This is a genomic window from Hominiventricola sp. (genome assembly GCF_057604405.1).
Map to the genome: position 1 here is coordinate 56,769 of NZ_DBLYVB010000011.1, position 16,699 is coordinate 73,467.

Here is a 16,699-nt window from a genome sequence, read left to right on the forward strand (position 1 = left end):
TCTGGCTGCGCCGGTATCCACTATGGTGGGAATTATTCTGAATGTGGGATTTTTTACATGGATATCCAACCGAAAGCATTTGCCACGGAGCTGATCAGTATAATAGCTGCAAAGATGGGGCAGAGATACTGGATCATAAAGTAGAAAATTTTCTTCCGGCGGAAGGGCTGTCCATCCTGCGTGATTTCTTCCTCCATTTTTTGCAGACCGACTACTTTGGAGACAAACAGGCAGATCGCGATAGCGGCAATCGGCATCATAACAGAGTTGGTCAGAAAATCGAAAAAGTCAAGGAACTGCATGCCGATGATGGTAACTCCGGCCAGCGGCCCATAGCCAAGGCAGGAGAGGGTTCCTAACAGAACCATAACGACGCCCATAAATACAGTTGCTTTTTTACGGCTCCAGTGCAGTTCATCTTCAAAGGTGGAGACAGCACTTTCTGTCAGTGCAATGGAACTGGTCACAGCAGCAAACAGTACCAACAGGAAGAACAGGATGCCGATGACGGTTCCAAATCCCATGTTGGCAAATACTTTTGGGATGGTGATGAACATAAGCGCCGGTCCAGCCTGCAGAGTGTTCGGATCACCGCCGGAGAAAGCAAAAACTGCCGGGATAATCATAAGACCGGCCATAATGGCGATGGCCGTATCAAAAATTTCTACATTCTGTGTGGAGTCTTCAATCGAAGTCTCTTTTTTCATATAAGAACCAAAGGTGATCAGGATACCCATAGCGATGGACAGGGAATAAAACATCTGTCCCATGGCAGATACCACTGTCATCCAGGAAAAATTCGCCATATTCGGGACCAGAAGATACTTCACACCGGCCATAGCGCCCGGTCTGGTGACGGAATAAACGGCAATGATGACGGATAGTACCACCAGAATCGGCATCATAAATTTGGACACGCGCTCGATTCCGTTGCGTACACCTGCATAAATAATACCTAAGGTAATAAAGGTAAATACAAGAAAGCAGATTTCCGTGGATAATCCATTGGAAATAAAGCCGGAAAAATATTCATCGGAGGCCAGTGCCTGTCCGTGTCCCATGAAATATTCCACCAGGTATTTAATAACCCATCCGCCGATAACAGAGTAATAAGGAACGATCAGAATCGGAATGATGGCGTTGATCCATCCGCCTGCAGACCGGAGTCTGTTTTTCCCAAAATTCTCAAAGGCACCTACAGGGCTTCGTCTGGTCATCCGTCCCAGTGAAGTCTCGGCCATGATCATGGAATAACCAAAGGTCAGTGCCAGAATAATGTAAATCAGTAAAAAAATGCCACCGCCGTATTTGGCAGCCAGATAAGGAAATCGCCAGATATTTCCCAGTCCTACCGAAGCCCCGGCAGCTGACAGTACAAAGCCCAGCTTTCCGGAGAAGGAACTTCTTTTGTGTTTGTTCATGTTTCATATCCCCTTTTGTCCGTTTATTTGCGAAATACGCACTTGTTCCAGTGTAACACGCAGAAGTGGAAAAAGCAATTCCGGAACTGCTTGATCAGTTGTGAAAGGTAAATTTACTTCATAGCCTTTTTTCTTTCTCCCAAAAATGAATATAAGTTTTCCACGATCTGCTCGTCATTAAATTTTCGGGACTTCTTCTGGAGCTTATTGCACTCAGCAACTGGATTCTTTTCCAGATTTTTTCTAATTCTTTCCTGCTCTCTGTTCATTTCTCTTCCTCTGCGATAAAGTTTTTCTTTTATTTTACCTTATCGCAAAGGAATTGGCTTAAATTCAACGAAATTACTGCGAATTATTTTTACCTTTCAACACTGCTCAAAGAATACGAATATTGAAACGTTGGAGTAAAAAACAGAGGTATGATTTGCTCAGAGTCCGGGGACACTATTTCTGTCAGGAGGTTTCATCATGAAAAAAGATAACCAGAAACTAATTGATTCCACCGATTATCTGGTCAATTCCGCATCCACTCAGGACTGCACCGGGTTGATTCCCCGTGGATTGCAAAGTGATGAGGAAGTGGAAGCCTATGAGGAAATTTATCATTATCTGCCGCCGAAGGTGGAGAAGAAAAAGCAGGAATAAAATGCCGCGGAAAAGATGCCATGACCGGCCACTGGGAAATGATGGGACTGGAGATGCCGGAAAGAACGTTGGGAAGTTCGTTGCTAAATTTTTTAAAATAAATTTTCAGAGAAGAGCGCTGTCAGTTTTATTGGCAGCGTTTTTCTAATATTAGGATAATGGTGAATGAATTCCTTGACAACCTCTATTTCAGACTGGTTATAATAAAAGAAACTAAGAAAACGAGTGAGGGGATAACATGAAAACAAATCGACTGGGAAAAACAGGCTTACAGGTCAGTGAGATTGGTTTTGGCGGAGAATGGCTGGAGCGTCATCCGGAGGAGGAGAGTATTGAACTGATCCGTTATGCTTCATCCAAAGGAATCAACATTCTGGACTGCTGGATGCCGGATCCGAAATCTAGAAATATCATCGGAGAAGGAATTAAGGAAAATCGTGGCCAGTGGTTTATTCAGGGACATATTGGTTCCACCTGGAAGGATGAGCAGTACTATCGGACCAGAGATATGAAATACGTTCGTCCGGCTTTTGAGGATTTGCTGAAACGGCTGCAGACCGATTATATTGATCTGGGTATGATTCACTATGTGGATTCTGAGGAAGAGTGGGAGCAGATTCAGCATTTGGACTATATGGATTATGTAATGGAGTTGAAAAATAAGGGTGTCATCCGCCATATCGGTATGAGTTCCCATAATCCGAAGGTGGCAGTGAAGGCAGCAGAGTCTGGATATGTGGAAATGATTCTGTTCAGTATCAATCCGGCCTTTGACATGCTTCCGGCCAGTGAAAATATTGATACCATGTTTGCCGACGAATTTGATACCAGTCTGAAAGGTATTGATGCAGACCGTGCACATCTTTATCAGGTCTGTGAACAAAATGATGTGGGAATTACGGTGATGAAAGGATTTGCAGGCGGAAGACTGTTCGATGAAAAACGTTCACCCTTTGGCGTGGCACTGACACCGGTACAGTGTATTCATTATGCTTTGACCAGACCTGCAGTCTGTTCCATCATGTGTGGCTATGATACGAAGGAGCAGGTGGACAGTGCAGTTGCGTATGAGATGGCAACAGAGGAAGAAAAAGATTATGCGTCTGTGATTGCCAATGCACCGTTCCATTCTTATAGAGGAGAATGTACTTACTGCGGTCATTGCAAACCCTGCGTGTCCAATCTGGATATTGCCATGATCAATAAATTCTATGATCTGGCTATCATGCAGCCGGAAGTACCGGCGACGGTGCAGTCTCATTATGAACTGCTGGAACATAAGGCTTCCGAATGCATCGGATGCCAAGCCTGCGAGAGCCGCTGTCCGTTTGGCGTGTCCATTGCGGAGCGTATGGAAAAAACAGCAAAATTATTTGGATGTTAAGAGAAGATGGAAGAGAAACGTATGGTACCGAAGTGCACCCGGGTGAAAGGTGCACGGGTACATAATCTGAAAAATGTAATTCCGTAGTTGTAAAGAAAAACAGTATTGACAATTTTTTAAATCCCCATATAATTATCATTGGTAATTAACTTTGGTAATTATATGGAGATTTTTTATTATGAGAATTGAAACACTGAAAAAAATGTTTGATGCCTGTTATCAGGCAAAAAGGGCAAGGGATCTGCTGCCGCCACTGCCGGATGGCGTAACGTCTTCCTATATTCATTACCTGGATGCCATCCAGATACTGGAAAAACAGGAGATTCATGTAAAAGTATCGGATATCAGTGATGCGCTGAATCTTCCACGTCCCGGCGTCACCAGAACCGTAAAGGAGATGGAGACAAAAGGATATCTGCAGAAAATTGCTTCGCCCGATGATGGTCGAGTGACCTATATTGCGGTTACGGAGGCGGGAAAACAGTTGTCGCAGAAATATAATGAACAGTATTTTCGGATGTTGGTTCCGTATATGGATGAGATTTCGGAAGAAGATGCACAGTGTGTGATTCGGACAATTGAGAAGTTTTATCAGATTATGAACGAGAGGAGAGAGACTTATGACAAATGATCAATCAGATTTTACACAGGGAAGTATTTTAAAGAAACTGGTAACTTTTATGATGCCGGTGCTTGGGGCATTGATCTTACAGGCTGCTTATGGAGCGGTAGATCTTTTGGTAGTGGGAAGATTTGGTTCCACTTCCGGACTGTCCGCCGTTTCTACCGGAAGCCAGGTATTGAATCTGGTTACTTTTGTAGTAATACAGACAGCTATGGGTATTACGGTGCTGATTGCCCGGTATCTGGGTGAAAAGAAGCCGGAGCAGATCGGTTCTGTTATCGGTGGATCCGCCATTGTCTTTACCATTATTTCTGTCGTTCTGCTTGTAGTAATGGTGGGTTTTGCCCGTCCGATTTCTATATTGATGCAGGCTCCCACAGAGGCTGTGGATCTGACAACCACGTATGTGCGGATTTGTGGAGCAGGAATTTTCTTCATTGTAGCTTACAACTTGCTGTCTGCAATTTTCAGAGGACTTGGCGACAGTAAATCTCCGCTTTTGTTCGTGCTGGTAGCCTGTATCATCAATATTTTCGGCGATCTGGCTCTGGTGGCCGGACTTCATATGGATGCAGCCGGTGCGGCAATTGCGACGGTGGCCGCCCAGGCATGCAGTGTGGTATTTGCAGTGATTCTTCTTATGAAGAAGCAGCTGCCATTTGAGATTACCAAAAAGGATTTTCGATTGAATATTCAATGTCAGAGATTTCTGGAGATCGGGCTTCCGCTGGCGCTGCAGGAGTTTTTGACACAGATTTCTTTTCTGGCACTCTGCGCCTTTGTCAACCGTCTGGGACTGGAGGCATCCTCCGGTTACGGTGTAGCCTGTAAGATCGTAAACTTTGCAATGCTGGTACCAAGTGCCCTGATGCAGTCCATGGCATCCTTTGTATCCCAGAATGTGGGTGCAGGAAAGCTGAAACGTGCCAGACAGTCCATGCTTACCGGAATTGGCGTGGGACTGGTGGTAGGATGCTTTGTATTTGCACTGGTGATGCTGAAAGGTGATGTGCTGACCGGATTCTTCTCCACAGATGAAGCAGTCATCCAGAACGGTTTTGCTTATCTCAAAGGATTTGCTTCAGAGACTATTGTAACCGCAGTATTGTTCAGTATGATAGGCTACTTTAATGGAAATAACAAAACCGTGTGGGTCATGACCCAGGGACTTATTCAGACTTTGTTGATACGTCTGCCATTTGCTTACATTATGAGTATTCAGCCCAACGCGAGTCTGACCATGATCGGTCTGGCTGCGCCGGTATCCACTATGGTGGGAATTATTCTGAATGTGGGATTTTTTACATGGATATCCAACCGAAAGCATTTGCCACGGAGCTGATCAGTATGATAGCTGCGAAGATGGGGCAGAGATATTGGATCATAAATTTGGACACGCGCTCGATTCCGTTGCGTACACCTGCATAAATAATACCTAAGGTAATAAAGATAAATACAAGTGAACACACACTTTTTTTGGCGTAGTATAGAGGAAAGAAAAAAGCAATTTGAGATGGAAAAATGTTGTTATTTACATAACTGTATATTATAATGCAAATATGCAATAAATCTAGCTAATTCACATCTCATTCTCGGAGCTCCAATCGAGCAAGATTCCCGATAATGACACAATTGAATGCAGAACAGATACGGGAAGAAGCTTCGTTCGGAGAAAGAGAAATCGTGGTAGAATAAGAAAAAGTGAAATTGTAGAAGGTGGGCCTATGAGATATATACAGTATCTGACAGAAGTGATTCTGGCATGGATCCAGATGAAAGAGGGAAAAAATCTTCCTGAAAAATACCATCACCTGTTTGAAACAGAATTGTCGGAGGAAGGTGAGATCAGGGAAGTGTACCAGAACTTGCTAGCCGAAGAGAGTGAAGAAGCTGAAAAATACAGGAGACTGATCGAACTTTGTGGAAATACAGAGATCAGTAGAAAATTGCTGGACTGTTGTATTGCAGGACTTCTGTATCCGGAATTTCACCAGTTTGCAAAAGAGCAGTGGAATGGAATCACACTGGATGTGATGGAATCGTTGTGTGATGAGGAAGTTACTTATAAAGAGATGAAACAGGTCTGGGAATGTGCCGGGCGTATTTTGCAGTGTGAGAAAAATCATGGATTATTTTTGAGGCATGTTTTCTGGGCAGATACAAGAATCCTGGACTATTTTCTGGATCCGGATGTTATTGATGAAAAATTAACCCGTGTGGGAACTGAACTTTACACAGGAGAGGAAGATCCTGGAGAAATCTACGTAAATGAGGCGGTTGAGCAAGAACTTTCAGATATCTTCAGAAAGGAGAACAGGGACTGTGTCCAGATCGCAGGAAATACAGGATGCGGAAAGAAGTTTCTCCTGAAAAAAGCATGCCATGCAACAGGACAGAAAATGATTCTGGCGGATATCCGGCAGATTCAGCAGTGTAAAGATGGCCTGTTATATCCACAGTTACTGATTCGGGAAGGCATGCTCCTTGATTGTGGAATCTGTCTTTATCATATCAGTCAGGAAGCACTGGAACAGGTACTGACGCATTTCCTGAGACCGATGCTTGCTCAGAATATTCGTGTATTTTTGTGTACAGATATGGAAGCAGAAGTGATTCCGCGGATTCACAGCCATGTAGAGTATGTGCTGGTGCCTGCGTATGGAAGACCAGAAAGAATTGCACTCTGGAAGGGATTTACGGAAGAACATGGAATTCGAAAGCAGGTAGACTGCATTACAGCAGGCTCGAAGTTTAAACTTTCCGCCGAAGAAATCCGCAAAGCTGTGGAGCGTATCGTGGTAACCTCTGCTGCATTGACCATCGGTGAGAGTGAGATCGGCCGAATCTGTGAAGAAGTTCTTCTGAAGCCATCCTGCGGCAGCATTAAAAGAATCCCGGTTCAGTATACCTTTGATGACCTGAAACTTTGGCCGGAGCAAAAAAGGATTCTCAACAATATCTGTGCGCACGTATGGCACCGGCATAAAGTGTATGATGAATGGAATCTGGAAAGCAGATATTCCTATGGAAAAAATGTATCCGCATTGTTTTATGGCCCGCCCGGAACCGGTAAAACCATGGCAGTTCACGTAATTGCCAATATGCTGAATCTGCCGCTTTACCGGATTGATCTGTCCCAGGTAGTCGACAAATACATTGGTGAAACGGAGAAACGGCTGGAAGAAATTTTTAATGCGGCAGAGAAGAACAATACGGTGCTGTTCTTTGATGAAGCTGATGCGATCTTCGGAAAAAGAAGTGATGTGCACGAGGCAAAGGATAAATATGCCAATACGGAAGTGTCCTATATTCTGCAGCGAATCGAGCAGTATGATGGCATCGTGATTCTGGCGACCAACTATCGGAAAAATATTGATGAGGCATTCATGAGGCGTATTCGATATGTGGTGGAATTTTCACTCCCGGATGCACGCTTAAGAAAAGAACTCTGGAAATCCAGTTTTTCCGATGAGATTCCGACAGAATATCTGGATTATGATTATCTGGCGGAACAGTTTGAAATCTCCGGTGGGTCGATTAAAAATATCGTTCTGAATGCCGCCTTCCTGGCAGCAGCGAGAAATGAGCCGGTATCCATGCTGGATGTGCTGTACAGTATCAAAAATGAAAATGCGAAAACAGGAAAAGTCATGCTCAGCAAAGATTTCGGATTATATGGAGATATGATGGAAGAAGAAGCTGGAAAATGAGTCATTGCGGAAGAACAGTCACCTGCCCAAAGAGTAATGAAAACTAACAGAAGAAAAAGGAGTTGCTGCAAAATAGGTGAGGGATCAACAGCTCCTTTTTTGAAGTTTAAATTGCCGGATATTTTTTGGAAATATTTTCCGATTCGTCCACTTGCGAATCTTATAGTAAAAGTCTTGAAACGTAAGTTCCGCCTGATTTCATATTAAACATTCCGGTAACGGTCTTATTTTTAAATTCTTCCAGTGTCTCTGCATTCCATTCCTGATTTTGAAGAAAGAAATGACTTCCGCTTTCCTCTTTTTCTTTTTTGATGGCTGTCTGTACCTGTGCAAGACGTTTCCAGGCATTCTCAATGGCGGATGGCTCCAACAGGTCGCCAAGCAGAAAGAAGAGCTGTTCTTTGTTCACGGCCAGAATCCGATCTGCCATAGCTGCATCCATATGTGGAATATGAAAAGTTCCATCATCATTAAAGATACTGATTCCGTTTTGCCCGATGATGTTATTTAACTGGAAAGGATCACCAAAGGAAAAATCATTATCTATTCCGGTCGCACCAGTCAACATTCCGGTAGACTCGTCTTCCTGAATAAAATAATTGTTTGTATGCCTGTCAACCTGACCTGTAATATAATCCAGTACCTGAAGATTTGTCAGCTGACGTTGTAAATTACCGGTTATTTTCTGAGAAATATCACCGGAATCAGAGGATGCGGTTTTATTTTTATAACGTTTAGCAATAGCAGCGGCAGCTTTTCCTTCTGCTTTCTGCATCAGATTCCCAACTCTTCCGGTGGTTTTTCCAGGTTCCACCATTTCGACGGTTTCTGATCGGGCAATTACATCTCCGGCACCAAGAAGATCGGCCATACGGCTGGTAGCTACATTTCTATTAGTAAGATTAATGCTCTCTCCATCTTGCAAATTTATGTTTAAAAAACCTTTTGATCGAATATTGTAGGAAGTGATATCATAAGAATCTGCAAGTGCACATAAGGAATTTACATAAGAAGAAAATTCTGGAACAGTCAACATTTCATCCATATTTTTTAAGATGTCTGCCAGTGATTGAATGGATACATTTGTCAGATCCCAGGAAGAAGTACAACTTAACATTTTTTCCTTTGCCTTTTCATAAAGGCTATCAGAAATAGGAGACAGCTTGAGGGCTCGTTCCATAAGTTTGAAAATACGAACTTCTTTATCCTCATAATATGTAAATATTTCAGCATCTTTAAAAAAGCCGGAAGTATCCGTGTTCTCCAGATCGCCTTCTTTCAGTACCGTCAGACGACTGGCTAAACCACCGACATGACTGTGTTCGGAATCCGCTTTTTTCATGTAAAACTTTTTGCGACGTGCGATTTCCACAGCCTGCCATACATTGGAAGCCTGTTCCGAAGCAGGAAGAGTCTGATACTGTCCCCAGTAAGTAGTCAGTGTTAATTGGTCTTCCATGGCCTGCGCTTTTATTTTCTCGACAATATCCTGCCGGGCTTTACCGCGGTCAGAGAAAGCATAGCGATTCAGATAACGGTCGCACTTGGAGACCAGATTTTGATAACCGTTTGTTACATGACGTGCCACTTCTTTTGTGGATTCATAATCATTTTTTTTCAAAGGAGAAGCCAGTAAACTTAACACGCGAACCATACTGTCAGAAACTTCATTATACTTATCTGAATTCTTTTTAAAAAGTCCGCTGCCTCCTTTTTTAGAAGCCGACAATTCATCGTATAAATCGCGCATAGGGACATTGACAGTAGAGATTCTTTGTGGCCCTTCCTGTTCAAACAGTGGATTCTCCTGCCATACAGGGTCAGCGGCAGTCTTGTCTTCTTTTTTCTTCCGTGAAAAAATTCCCATGGAAAAACCTCCTTTCGGCTCTCAGAATTTACTGATTCTATTATATAGAAGAAAAAGGAAGAAAGCACTACCCGTTTGTATAGTGTGGAAATGTAAAATCTGTTGTGGTCTGAGCCGCTTATTTTCAAGTAGATTTGGAAATAAGCGGCTCTTTGTTGTTATCGGATAAATGTGCGAGAATAAAAGATTTTAAGGAGCTTTTACCATAAAAAAGATATCCAGAATCGGATGGATTCCACCGACTATCTGGTCAATTCCGCATTCACTCAGGAGTGCACCGGGTTGATTTCCCGTGGATTGCAAAGTGATGAGAACATTTCCCTGGTATTTTATTTAAAATAAGTTGCTTTTTAAATAACTATATGTTACTATCTAAATATACAATTTATCTAAATAATGCAAAAGCATTTTCGGAGCTCTGATCGAGCAAAATTCCCGATAATGACACAATTTAATACAGAGCAGATACGGGAAGAAGTAGCTTTCAGAGAAAAAGAATCTGTGATAAAATTATAAAAAGGAAAGTTTCTCTTTTGATATCTGTTTTGTAGGATTTGAAAGGAGAAGCTATATGAAAACAAAAGCGAAAGATAATTTTTTAATGTCCCCGAAAGTGGATTATTGCTTTAAAGAATTATTGGCATACTCGGAGATCAGAAAAGGATTTATTGCAGCAATTTTAAATAAAGATCCGGAAGAAATTGCAGAGACTACATTGATGCCAACGATTCTCAGCAAAGATACAGAAGATGGTAAGTATGGTATTCTGGATGTTCGGGTACGGATGAAAAATGGTTCACAGATGGATTTGGAAATGCAGGTGGCACCATTTGAATTCTGGAATAATCGGGTTATTTTTTATTTAAGTAAAATGTATGCGGAACAGGTTAAAGAGGGGGATAAATATAAAAATTTAAAACCATGTATTCAGGTCAGTATTTTGAATTTTAACCTGTTTCATGAAGACCGGACGTGCTTTCGTGAAATTGCATTCTGTGATCTGACAACGAAGCAAAAGTATACGGATTTACTGGAGATCTATGTATTAGAATTAAAGAAACTTCCACCGGAGCAAAAAGAGGAACCGCTGATTATCAAATGGATGCGGTTTCTGGCTGCAGAGAGTAGAGAGGATTTTGAAAAAATGGCAGGAGAAGATAATTATATTAACGAAGCCTATGAGGTTTTGCAAAAGCTTAGTGCAGATGAACGGAAACGTCTGGAATATGAAGCGAGACAGAAGGCAATTCGTGATTACGATTCACAGATGAGCAGTTCAAGAGAAGAAGGCATTAGGATTGGAGAAGATAGGCTTAATCATTTATATGAAAAATTGATGAGAGATCATCGGTCAGACGATTTAGTGAAAGCAATTTCTGATAAAGTGTACCGAGAGAAATTGTATCAGGAATATGGACTGTAAAAAATGAAATTTTCTGTAGTAAATACCTTCCATTTTCCGTTTTATAAGTAAAAGAAAAGGGAAAGGCAGGTAATTCATATGAAGAAGAAATTATCAGTAGCAATGATGTTTATGGCGGCCATTGCACTTTTGAGCGGCTGCGGTCAGAAGAGTGACGAGCAGAAATCAGATGTCCAAGTACAGACGCAGGAAGAACAGGTAGTATCGGACAATGAAGCAGTGACACTGCCGGAACTTTCGGAGAACCGGCCGATGGCATATCCGCCTTGTGTGATGATTGACGGAATCGTGTACCAGGATACGGGGTATGTAAGTTCCATGCTGGGATGTGGTGTTATGGATGGCGAGATTACATCGGAGGTGGATGGAACTCAGCTTCCTGTAGAAAATGATCAGTCGAATTTTGGAACAGGTTATGCATATCAGAGAGGCAGAGAAAATTATGTGATTGTGATGATGGATGGAGAACCGGAGATCTTTCAGAATATAGAAATGGAGAGAGATGGCTCCATACCGCCGGAGGTACTTCATTTTAATGGGGAAGTAAAAGAGATCGGGGATGGAAATCTGTTGGTAACGTATCTTTCTACGGCAGACGGTTTTATGGAGCTGTCAGATGGAGACTATGTGATGTCCACGGACAATCTTCGGGATAAAGTACAGGAAGGCGATGTGGTGACCATCTGGTTTGGTGGAATCATTCTGGAGACTGCACCCGCGCAGCTGACAAATGTATACCGGATTGAAAAAGCAGAATAAAGAGTGAAAAGCACAGTGTCATCAAAAGATGCGCTGTGCTTTTCTTAACGGAAAAACTGTGGTACAATTCAGAAAAATGTGTATCTGATTCAGGAAAGGATGACAGCGGAAGGATGAGAAGAATAGACCGGGAAGTGACGGACCTTACAGAAATATTGAAAATCATCGATGCGGCAAAGATTCTGCATCTGGGAATGATGGAGCAGGAGTATCCGTATGTAGTTCCCATGCATTTTGGATATGAATATGCGGGAAATCAACTGGTATTTTACCTGCACTGTGCAAAGGAAGGACATAAACTGGATGTAATGCAGGAAAATCCGCATGTATGTGTGGAACTGGAAACGAATGTGGAACTGGTTTCAGGAGGAGATGTTCCCTGCAAATATGGCGCTTCCTTTGCTTCTGTGTTTGGAAGAGGAAAAGCCGAACTGGTAGAAAATGAGCAAGAGAAAATCAAAGGCTTAAAGTTGCTCATGCAGAACCAGACACAGAGAGCATTTGAAATCAATGAAGAGATGGCAGCGACAGTTGCAGTGATAAAAGTTACAGTAGACAAATTTACCGCAAAAAGGAGACGTGCATAATGGAATTACAGAAGGGAAGACCTGCGGATACCGCAGGCAGACTGGAAAAAGAAATTCGTACGTATGATTTACTGGATCGTCTGGGTGTGGAGTATGAGAGAATAGATCATGAGCCGACTATGACTATGGAAGACTGTAAGGAAGTTGACCAGTTACTGGAGGCAGTGATCTGCAAAAATCTGTTTCTGTGCAACCGCCAGAAGACGGCCTTTTATCTCTTGATGATTCCGGATACGAAAGTATTTCATACCAAAGATCTGTCCGCACAGATTGGGTCCGCGAGACTTTCTTTTGCAAAACCAGAGTATATGGAAGAATTCCTGGATATCACACCCGGCTCGGTCAGTGTTATGGGGTTAATGAATGATAAGGAGCACCGGGTACAGCTCCTGATTGATGAGGATGTACTAGATGGCGAGTATATCGGCTGTCATCCCTGCATTAACACTTCTAGTATCCGGTTTAAGGTGAAAGATTTGATAGAAAAAGTAATCCCGGCAATGGGACATGATTTCGTGAAGGTGAAATTGTAATTGAATGCAGTTTTAAATGACATATTCCGCGCAATTCATGAAGGTAGATGGCTTCAGATAGAATATCGGAATAAAGAAGAACAAATAACAAAATATTGGATTGGAATTCAAAATTTAAATGTGCGGAATCGTACATTGTCTGCAGATGGATTGCATCTGGGAAAGATGACAATTACAAGACTTGATTGGATAAAGATTGATAGTATTTTATCTTCGAGGATTGTAGAGGGATCGTATTGTCCGGTTAATGAAAAACTGGTACAGGATATTTATCTGTATCCGGAAAAATATGCTTCTGTTTTTGAACATTCTGTGAATTTAAAAATCCTGACTTATTTAGAAATGTGTCATAGGATGGACACGATACCATATACAAAAGATTATGCATTAATTCATTATCTGGATAGAGACCAGTTATCTGGTAGAGGGCTAAGTTTAACCTTAGAACAATTTCAACAGATTGTCAGAAATTTTCAGTACCAGATAGACGGAGATAAGGAAGAAAAGAAAAAGCTTCATTTACGGCAGTTGGCGATGAACGTTTTGAGCATTCATACAGAGAAAGGCTTGTATGTGCTGGCATATAGAAGAGTGAATCTGGATGTGAAGATGCAGTCTTTAAAGCCGGAAGAAGAAATTACCGTCTGCACGGAATTTTCTTTAGATGGGACGGTACAGAGTGTCCGGCGTTTTCTGGATGCAGAAGATTATGAATTGCTGGAGGAGTTTGAAGAAAATCAAGAACAGATTAAAGATCGTATTTCCCGAAGACTGGTGAAAAAACGTGATTTAGTAGATGATATGCCATATTTGATTGGGCTTGAGACGGAAATTCCACTTGATCTTCATAAAGAGTATGAGTCGGTTATAAAAATGTATCAGTGTGGGGAAATCTCTATACCGGTGAAAGCATTTTTTGGAGATTTGCTGGAACGACCAAGAAGAACAGGCGCATATCCGATGGCATTGCTGAATAAAAATGTGAATCTGGATCAATTGTTGGCAATTCATAATGCTATGAAATATCCGGTAGCGTATATTCAAGGACCACCAGGAACAGGAAAAACGAATACTATTATAAATACGATCGTGACTGCTTTTTTCAATGAACGGACAGTTTTGTTTGTATCCTATAATAATCATCCAATCAATGGAGTGTATGACAAACTTTCAAAGCTTACATATCATGGAAAAAGAATTCTTTTTCCTATTTTGCGTCTTGGAAATCAGCAGAAAACAAAAGAAGCACTTCAGATCATAAAAAATATGTATGAAGAGGCACAGTTTATTAAAGTATTTGGCTCGACATTGGATCGAAATAAAGATGAACGGAAAAAGAGAGCAAGACATTTATCGAATCTTTTAAGAAAATATGAAGAACTTTTGGATTTAAAAGAAAGAGAAGAAACAATTGAACGTTTACTTGATTATGGAGAAAAACATAATCAGGCGTTGCAGATGCTTCCTTTTGAAGCAGATTTGAGTGGACGCCAGAAAGCACAGATTGAGAAAAAGATCCATACAACAGGAACAGTTTCAGAGGAAGAGGTATTTTCATTTCTGGATCATGACGAAGAAGAACTGAAAAAATATCTTTATTATATATCCGTCAGTTATTTGCAGAAATTAGATCAGCCGGGAAATAAAGATTTAAAAGAGATTATTTATATGGACGACCCGGAAGAACAGATGGATGCATTTCGGCAGTATTTATCGAAAAAGCAAAATATATCCAGTCTGCAAAAGATTTTTCCGGTTATTGCAACAACCTGTATTTCTGCACACAGGCTTGGGGATGCAGAGCCTATGTTTGATATGGTGATTATGGATGAGGCCAGTCAATGCAATCTTGCAGTATCGCTGGTTCCTGTTATCAGAGGAAAAAGTCTGATGCTGGTAGGAGATCCGCAGCAATTGAGTCCGGTGATTTTATTGGATGAAATAACAAATAATAAATTGAAAAAGAGATATGGAATTTCTGAAGAGTATGACTATCGGAAAAATTCTATTTACAAAACTTATCTGGCCTGTGATGCAGTAAGTGATGAGATTTTGCTGAAAAAACATTATCGTTGTAATAAAAAGATTATTGATTTTAATAACCGTAAATATTATCATTCAAAGCTTAAAATTGAAACGCAAAGTAATGAAAAACATCCCTTAGTTTATGTAGATATGCAGGAAAGTTCCTCGGTAGAGAAGAATACCTCACCAGCAGAGGCCAGGGCAATCGCCCGTTATGCGGCACAAAACAGGGATAAAAAAATAGGAATTATCACACCATTCGTAAATCAAAAACGGCTTATCGAAGAGGAACTGAATAGGTTACAGGTAGCGAATGTATCTTGTGGTACTGTGCATGCTTTTCAAGGGGATGAAAAAGAAGTGATTCTTTTTTCTACTGCTATTACGGATCAGACACAGCAGCAGACCTACGAATGGTTGAAAAATAACAAAGAATTGATCAATGTGGCAACCTCCCGTGCAAAAGACAAATTGATTCTTGTGTCGAGTTACAAAAATCTGGAACGCCTTCATCAGAATCAGAAAGAAGATGATCTGTATGAGTTAGTGGAATATGTTCGTTCAAATGGAACTTCCACAGTTACACCCAAAATGGCAAATTCCAGGGCTCTAGGAGTAAAACCTTTTAGCAGTATAACAGAAGAAGCTTTTTTACGAAACCTAAGTCATGCGTTGGAAAATATATGGATGACGCAAAGCCGCTATCTGGTACATAAAGAAGTTCCTATTTCGCATGTGTTTTGGGAGAATGATACCTGTAATGACCTCTTTTACAGCGGGCGATTTGATTTTGTAGTATATGAAAAAAATGGAGAACAGGAAATTCCTCTGCTTGCGATCGAATTGGATGGAAAAGAACATTTTGATGATGCAGTTGTAAAAAATCGGGATAAGAAGAAAAAAGAGATCTGTGAGGCTCATGATTTGCAGCTGATTCGAGTAGAAAATTCCTATGCCAGAAGATATAACTATATTAAAGAAATTTTGATCAGTTATTTTTCTGTTATGCATTAAAATAATCGCATGGGTCTTGGCTAAACAAACAGGAAAAAAGTTCCTGCCATACTAGCTTAAATTTGATAATTTCGGTGAAATTGTAACTGAAAGAAAGATGAGGGAAAAAAAGTTCCTGCGAAAATGAAAAACGTGGATGCGGTAGAGATGGAAATGTAATATAGACCCAGCCAATAGAGATAGAAATATAATGGTCCCGCCAGGAAAATTGTTCTTTGATTGTCCTGGCGGGAAGCTGACACTTTCTGAAAATCCTCCTTGACATTGTTGGTCGGTTATTGTAGACTTGAATTAAGAAACAGGTCTACAATAACCGACTTTTTCTTTCGGAGGATATATGTATGGAAGAGTTCAGATTATGCAACAGTGATTACCGCTTCATGATGTTGGTATGGGAGCATGCACCGATTGGATCAGGAGAACTGGTGAAGCTGTGTGCGGAAAAGCTTGGTTGGAAAAAATCGACCACCTATACAGAGATCAAGCGGCTCTGTGAAAAGGGAGTGCTGCAAAATGAGCATGCGGTAGTGACGCCGCTGGTGACACAGGAGGAAGTGCAGGCGAAGGAGTCAGATGAGTTTGTGGAGCGGACTTTTTCAGGATCGCTGCCAGGATTTTTAACTGCATTTCTGGGAAATAAGAAATTATCAGGGAAAGAAGCAGAGGAACTGAAAAAGCTGATTGATGAATATCGGGAGGATTGAGT

13 protein-coding genes are annotated in these 16,699 nt (G+C 41.4%); 11 read left to right on the plus strand and 2 right to left on the minus strand.

The features are described from left to right. Nucleotides 1-53: 53 nt before the first annotated feature. Nucleotides 54-1,421, minus strand: coding sequence for a sodium-dependent transporter (locus ACZMB2_RS08515; protein WP_487596402.1), 1,368 nt, complete (start codon nucleotides 1,419-1,421; stop codon nucleotides 54-56). Between the two features lie 468 nt (nucleotides 1,422-1,889). Between ACZMB2_RS08515 and ACZMB2_RS08520 the strand changes: the two genes are divergently transcribed. The 5 genes from ACZMB2_RS08520 (at nucleotide 1,890) to ACZMB2_RS08540 (ending at nucleotide 7,785) form a co-directional block, all read left to right on the plus strand. Continuing rightward, entirely contained in the window at nucleotides 1,890-2,066 is a 177-nt protein-coding gene (locus ACZMB2_RS08520; protein WP_487596403.1) for a hypothetical protein, read from the plus strand. A gap of 238 nt (nucleotides 2,067-2,304) precedes the next feature. Beyond that, nucleotides 2,305-3,450, plus strand: a complete 1,146-nt coding sequence (locus ACZMB2_RS08525; RefSeq protein ID WP_487596404.1) for an aldo/keto reductase — start codon at nucleotides 2,305-2,307, stop codon at nucleotides 3,448-3,450. 178 nt (nucleotides 3,451-3,628) lie between these two features. Continuing rightward, nucleotides 3,629-4,081: a MarR family winged helix-turn-helix transcriptional regulator gene (locus ACZMB2_RS08530; RefSeq protein WP_487596405.1), complete on the plus strand. Its 453-nt coding sequence runs from the start codon at nucleotides 3,629-3,631 to the stop codon at nucleotides 4,079-4,081. After that, complete coding sequence (locus ACZMB2_RS08535; RefSeq protein ID WP_487596406.1) at nucleotides 4,071-5,417, plus strand: MATE family efflux transporter; 1,347 nt, start codon at nucleotides 4,071-4,073, stop codon at nucleotides 5,415-5,417. Before ACZMB2_RS08530 ends, ACZMB2_RS08535 begins: the two co-directional genes overlap by 11 nt. 382 nt (nucleotides 5,418-5,799) lie before the next feature. Then, on the plus strand, nucleotides 5,800-7,785 hold the full coding sequence (locus ACZMB2_RS08540) for an ATP-binding protein (protein WP_487596407.1): 1,986 nt from the start codon (nucleotides 5,800-5,802) through the stop codon (nucleotides 7,783-7,785). A gap of 160 nt (nucleotides 7,786-7,945) precedes the next feature. Here the strand turns inward: ACZMB2_RS08540 and ACZMB2_RS08545 are convergent, their stop codons facing one another. After that, on the minus strand, nucleotides 7,946-9,652 hold the full coding sequence (locus ACZMB2_RS08545; RefSeq protein WP_487596408.1) for a protein kinase family protein: 1,707 nt from the start codon (nucleotides 9,650-9,652) through the stop codon (nucleotides 7,946-7,948). Between the two features lie 571 nt (nucleotides 9,653-10,223). Between ACZMB2_RS08545 and ACZMB2_RS08550 the strand changes: the two genes are divergently transcribed. From ACZMB2_RS08550 to ACZMB2_RS08575, 6 genes are all read left to right on the plus strand, one after another. Continuing rightward, on the plus strand, nucleotides 10,224-11,075 hold the full coding sequence (locus tag ACZMB2_RS08550) for an Rpn family recombination-promoting nuclease/putative transposase (protein WP_308460081.1): 852 nt from the start codon (nucleotides 10,224-10,226) through the stop codon (nucleotides 11,073-11,075). Between the two features lie 78 nt (nucleotides 11,076-11,153). Continuing rightward, nucleotides 11,154-11,834, plus strand: a complete 681-nt coding sequence (locus tag ACZMB2_RS08555) for a hypothetical protein (RefSeq protein ID WP_487596409.1) — start codon at nucleotides 11,154-11,156, stop codon at nucleotides 11,832-11,834. A gap of 113 nt (nucleotides 11,835-11,947) precedes the next feature. Next, nucleotides 11,948-12,421, plus strand: a complete 474-nt coding sequence (locus ACZMB2_RS08560) for a pyridoxamine 5'-phosphate oxidase family protein (protein WP_487596410.1) — start codon at nucleotides 11,948-11,950, stop codon at nucleotides 12,419-12,421. Further along, complete coding sequence (locus tag ACZMB2_RS08565; RefSeq protein ID WP_487596411.1) at nucleotides 12,421-12,954, plus strand: prolyl-tRNA synthetase associated domain-containing protein; 534 nt, start codon at nucleotides 12,421-12,423, stop codon at nucleotides 12,952-12,954. Before ACZMB2_RS08560 ends, ACZMB2_RS08565 begins: the two co-directional genes overlap by 1 nt. A gap of 165 nt (nucleotides 12,955-13,119) precedes the next feature. After that, complete coding sequence (locus tag ACZMB2_RS08570; RefSeq protein ID WP_487596412.1) at nucleotides 13,120-15,993, plus strand: DEAD/DEAH box helicase; 2,874 nt, start codon at nucleotides 13,120-13,122, stop codon at nucleotides 15,991-15,993. Between the two features lie 341 nt (nucleotides 15,994-16,334). Continuing rightward, nucleotides 16,335-16,697, plus strand: coding sequence for a BlaI/MecI/CopY family transcriptional regulator (locus ACZMB2_RS08575; protein WP_308460083.1), 363 nt, complete (start codon nucleotides 16,335-16,337; stop codon nucleotides 16,695-16,697). Nucleotides 16,698-16,699 lie beyond the last annotated feature (2 nt).

Coding starts and splice junctions, on each gene's coding strand:
- ACZMB2_RS08550 (WP_308460081.1), top strand. CDS start 10,224: ATGAAAACAAAAGCGAAAGATAATTTTTTAATGTCCCCGAAAGTGGAT.
- ACZMB2_RS08560 (WP_487596410.1), top strand. CDS start 11,948: ATGAGAAGAATAGACCGGGAAGTGACGGACCTTACAGAAATATTGAAA.
- ACZMB2_RS08545 (WP_487596408.1), bottom strand. CDS start 9,652: ATGGGAATTTTTTCACGGAAGAAAAAAGAAGACAAGACTGCCGCTGAC.
- ACZMB2_RS08575 (WP_308460083.1), top strand. CDS start 16,335: ATGGAAGAGTTCAGATTATGCAACAGTGATTACCGCTTCATGATGTTG.
- ACZMB2_RS08515 (WP_487596402.1), bottom strand. CDS start 1,421: ATGAACAAACACAAAAGAAGTTCCTTCTCCGGAAAGCTGGGCTTTGTA.
- ACZMB2_RS08530 (WP_487596405.1), top strand. CDS start 3,629: ATGAGAATTGAAACACTGAAAAAAATGTTTGATGCCTGTTATCAGGCA.
- ACZMB2_RS08555 (WP_487596409.1), top strand. CDS start 11,154: ATGAAGAAGAAATTATCAGTAGCAATGATGTTTATGGCGGCCATTGCA.
- ACZMB2_RS08570 (WP_487596412.1), top strand. CDS start 13,120: ATGACAATTACAAGACTTGATTGGATAAAGATTGATAGTATTTTATCT.
- ACZMB2_RS08540 (WP_487596407.1), top strand. CDS start 5,800: ATGAGATATATACAGTATCTGACAGAAGTGATTCTGGCATGGATCCAG.
- ACZMB2_RS08535 (WP_487596406.1), top strand. CDS start 4,071: ATGACAAATGATCAATCAGATTTTACACAGGGAAGTATTTTAAAGAAA.
- ACZMB2_RS08565 (WP_487596411.1), top strand. CDS start 12,421: ATGGAATTACAGAAGGGAAGACCTGCGGATACCGCAGGCAGACTGGAA.
- ACZMB2_RS08520 (WP_487596403.1), top strand. CDS start 1,890: ATGAAAAAAGATAACCAGAAACTAATTGATTCCACCGATTATCTGGTC.
- ACZMB2_RS08525 (WP_487596404.1), top strand. CDS start 2,305: ATGAAAACAAATCGACTGGGAAAAACAGGCTTACAGGTCAGTGAGATT.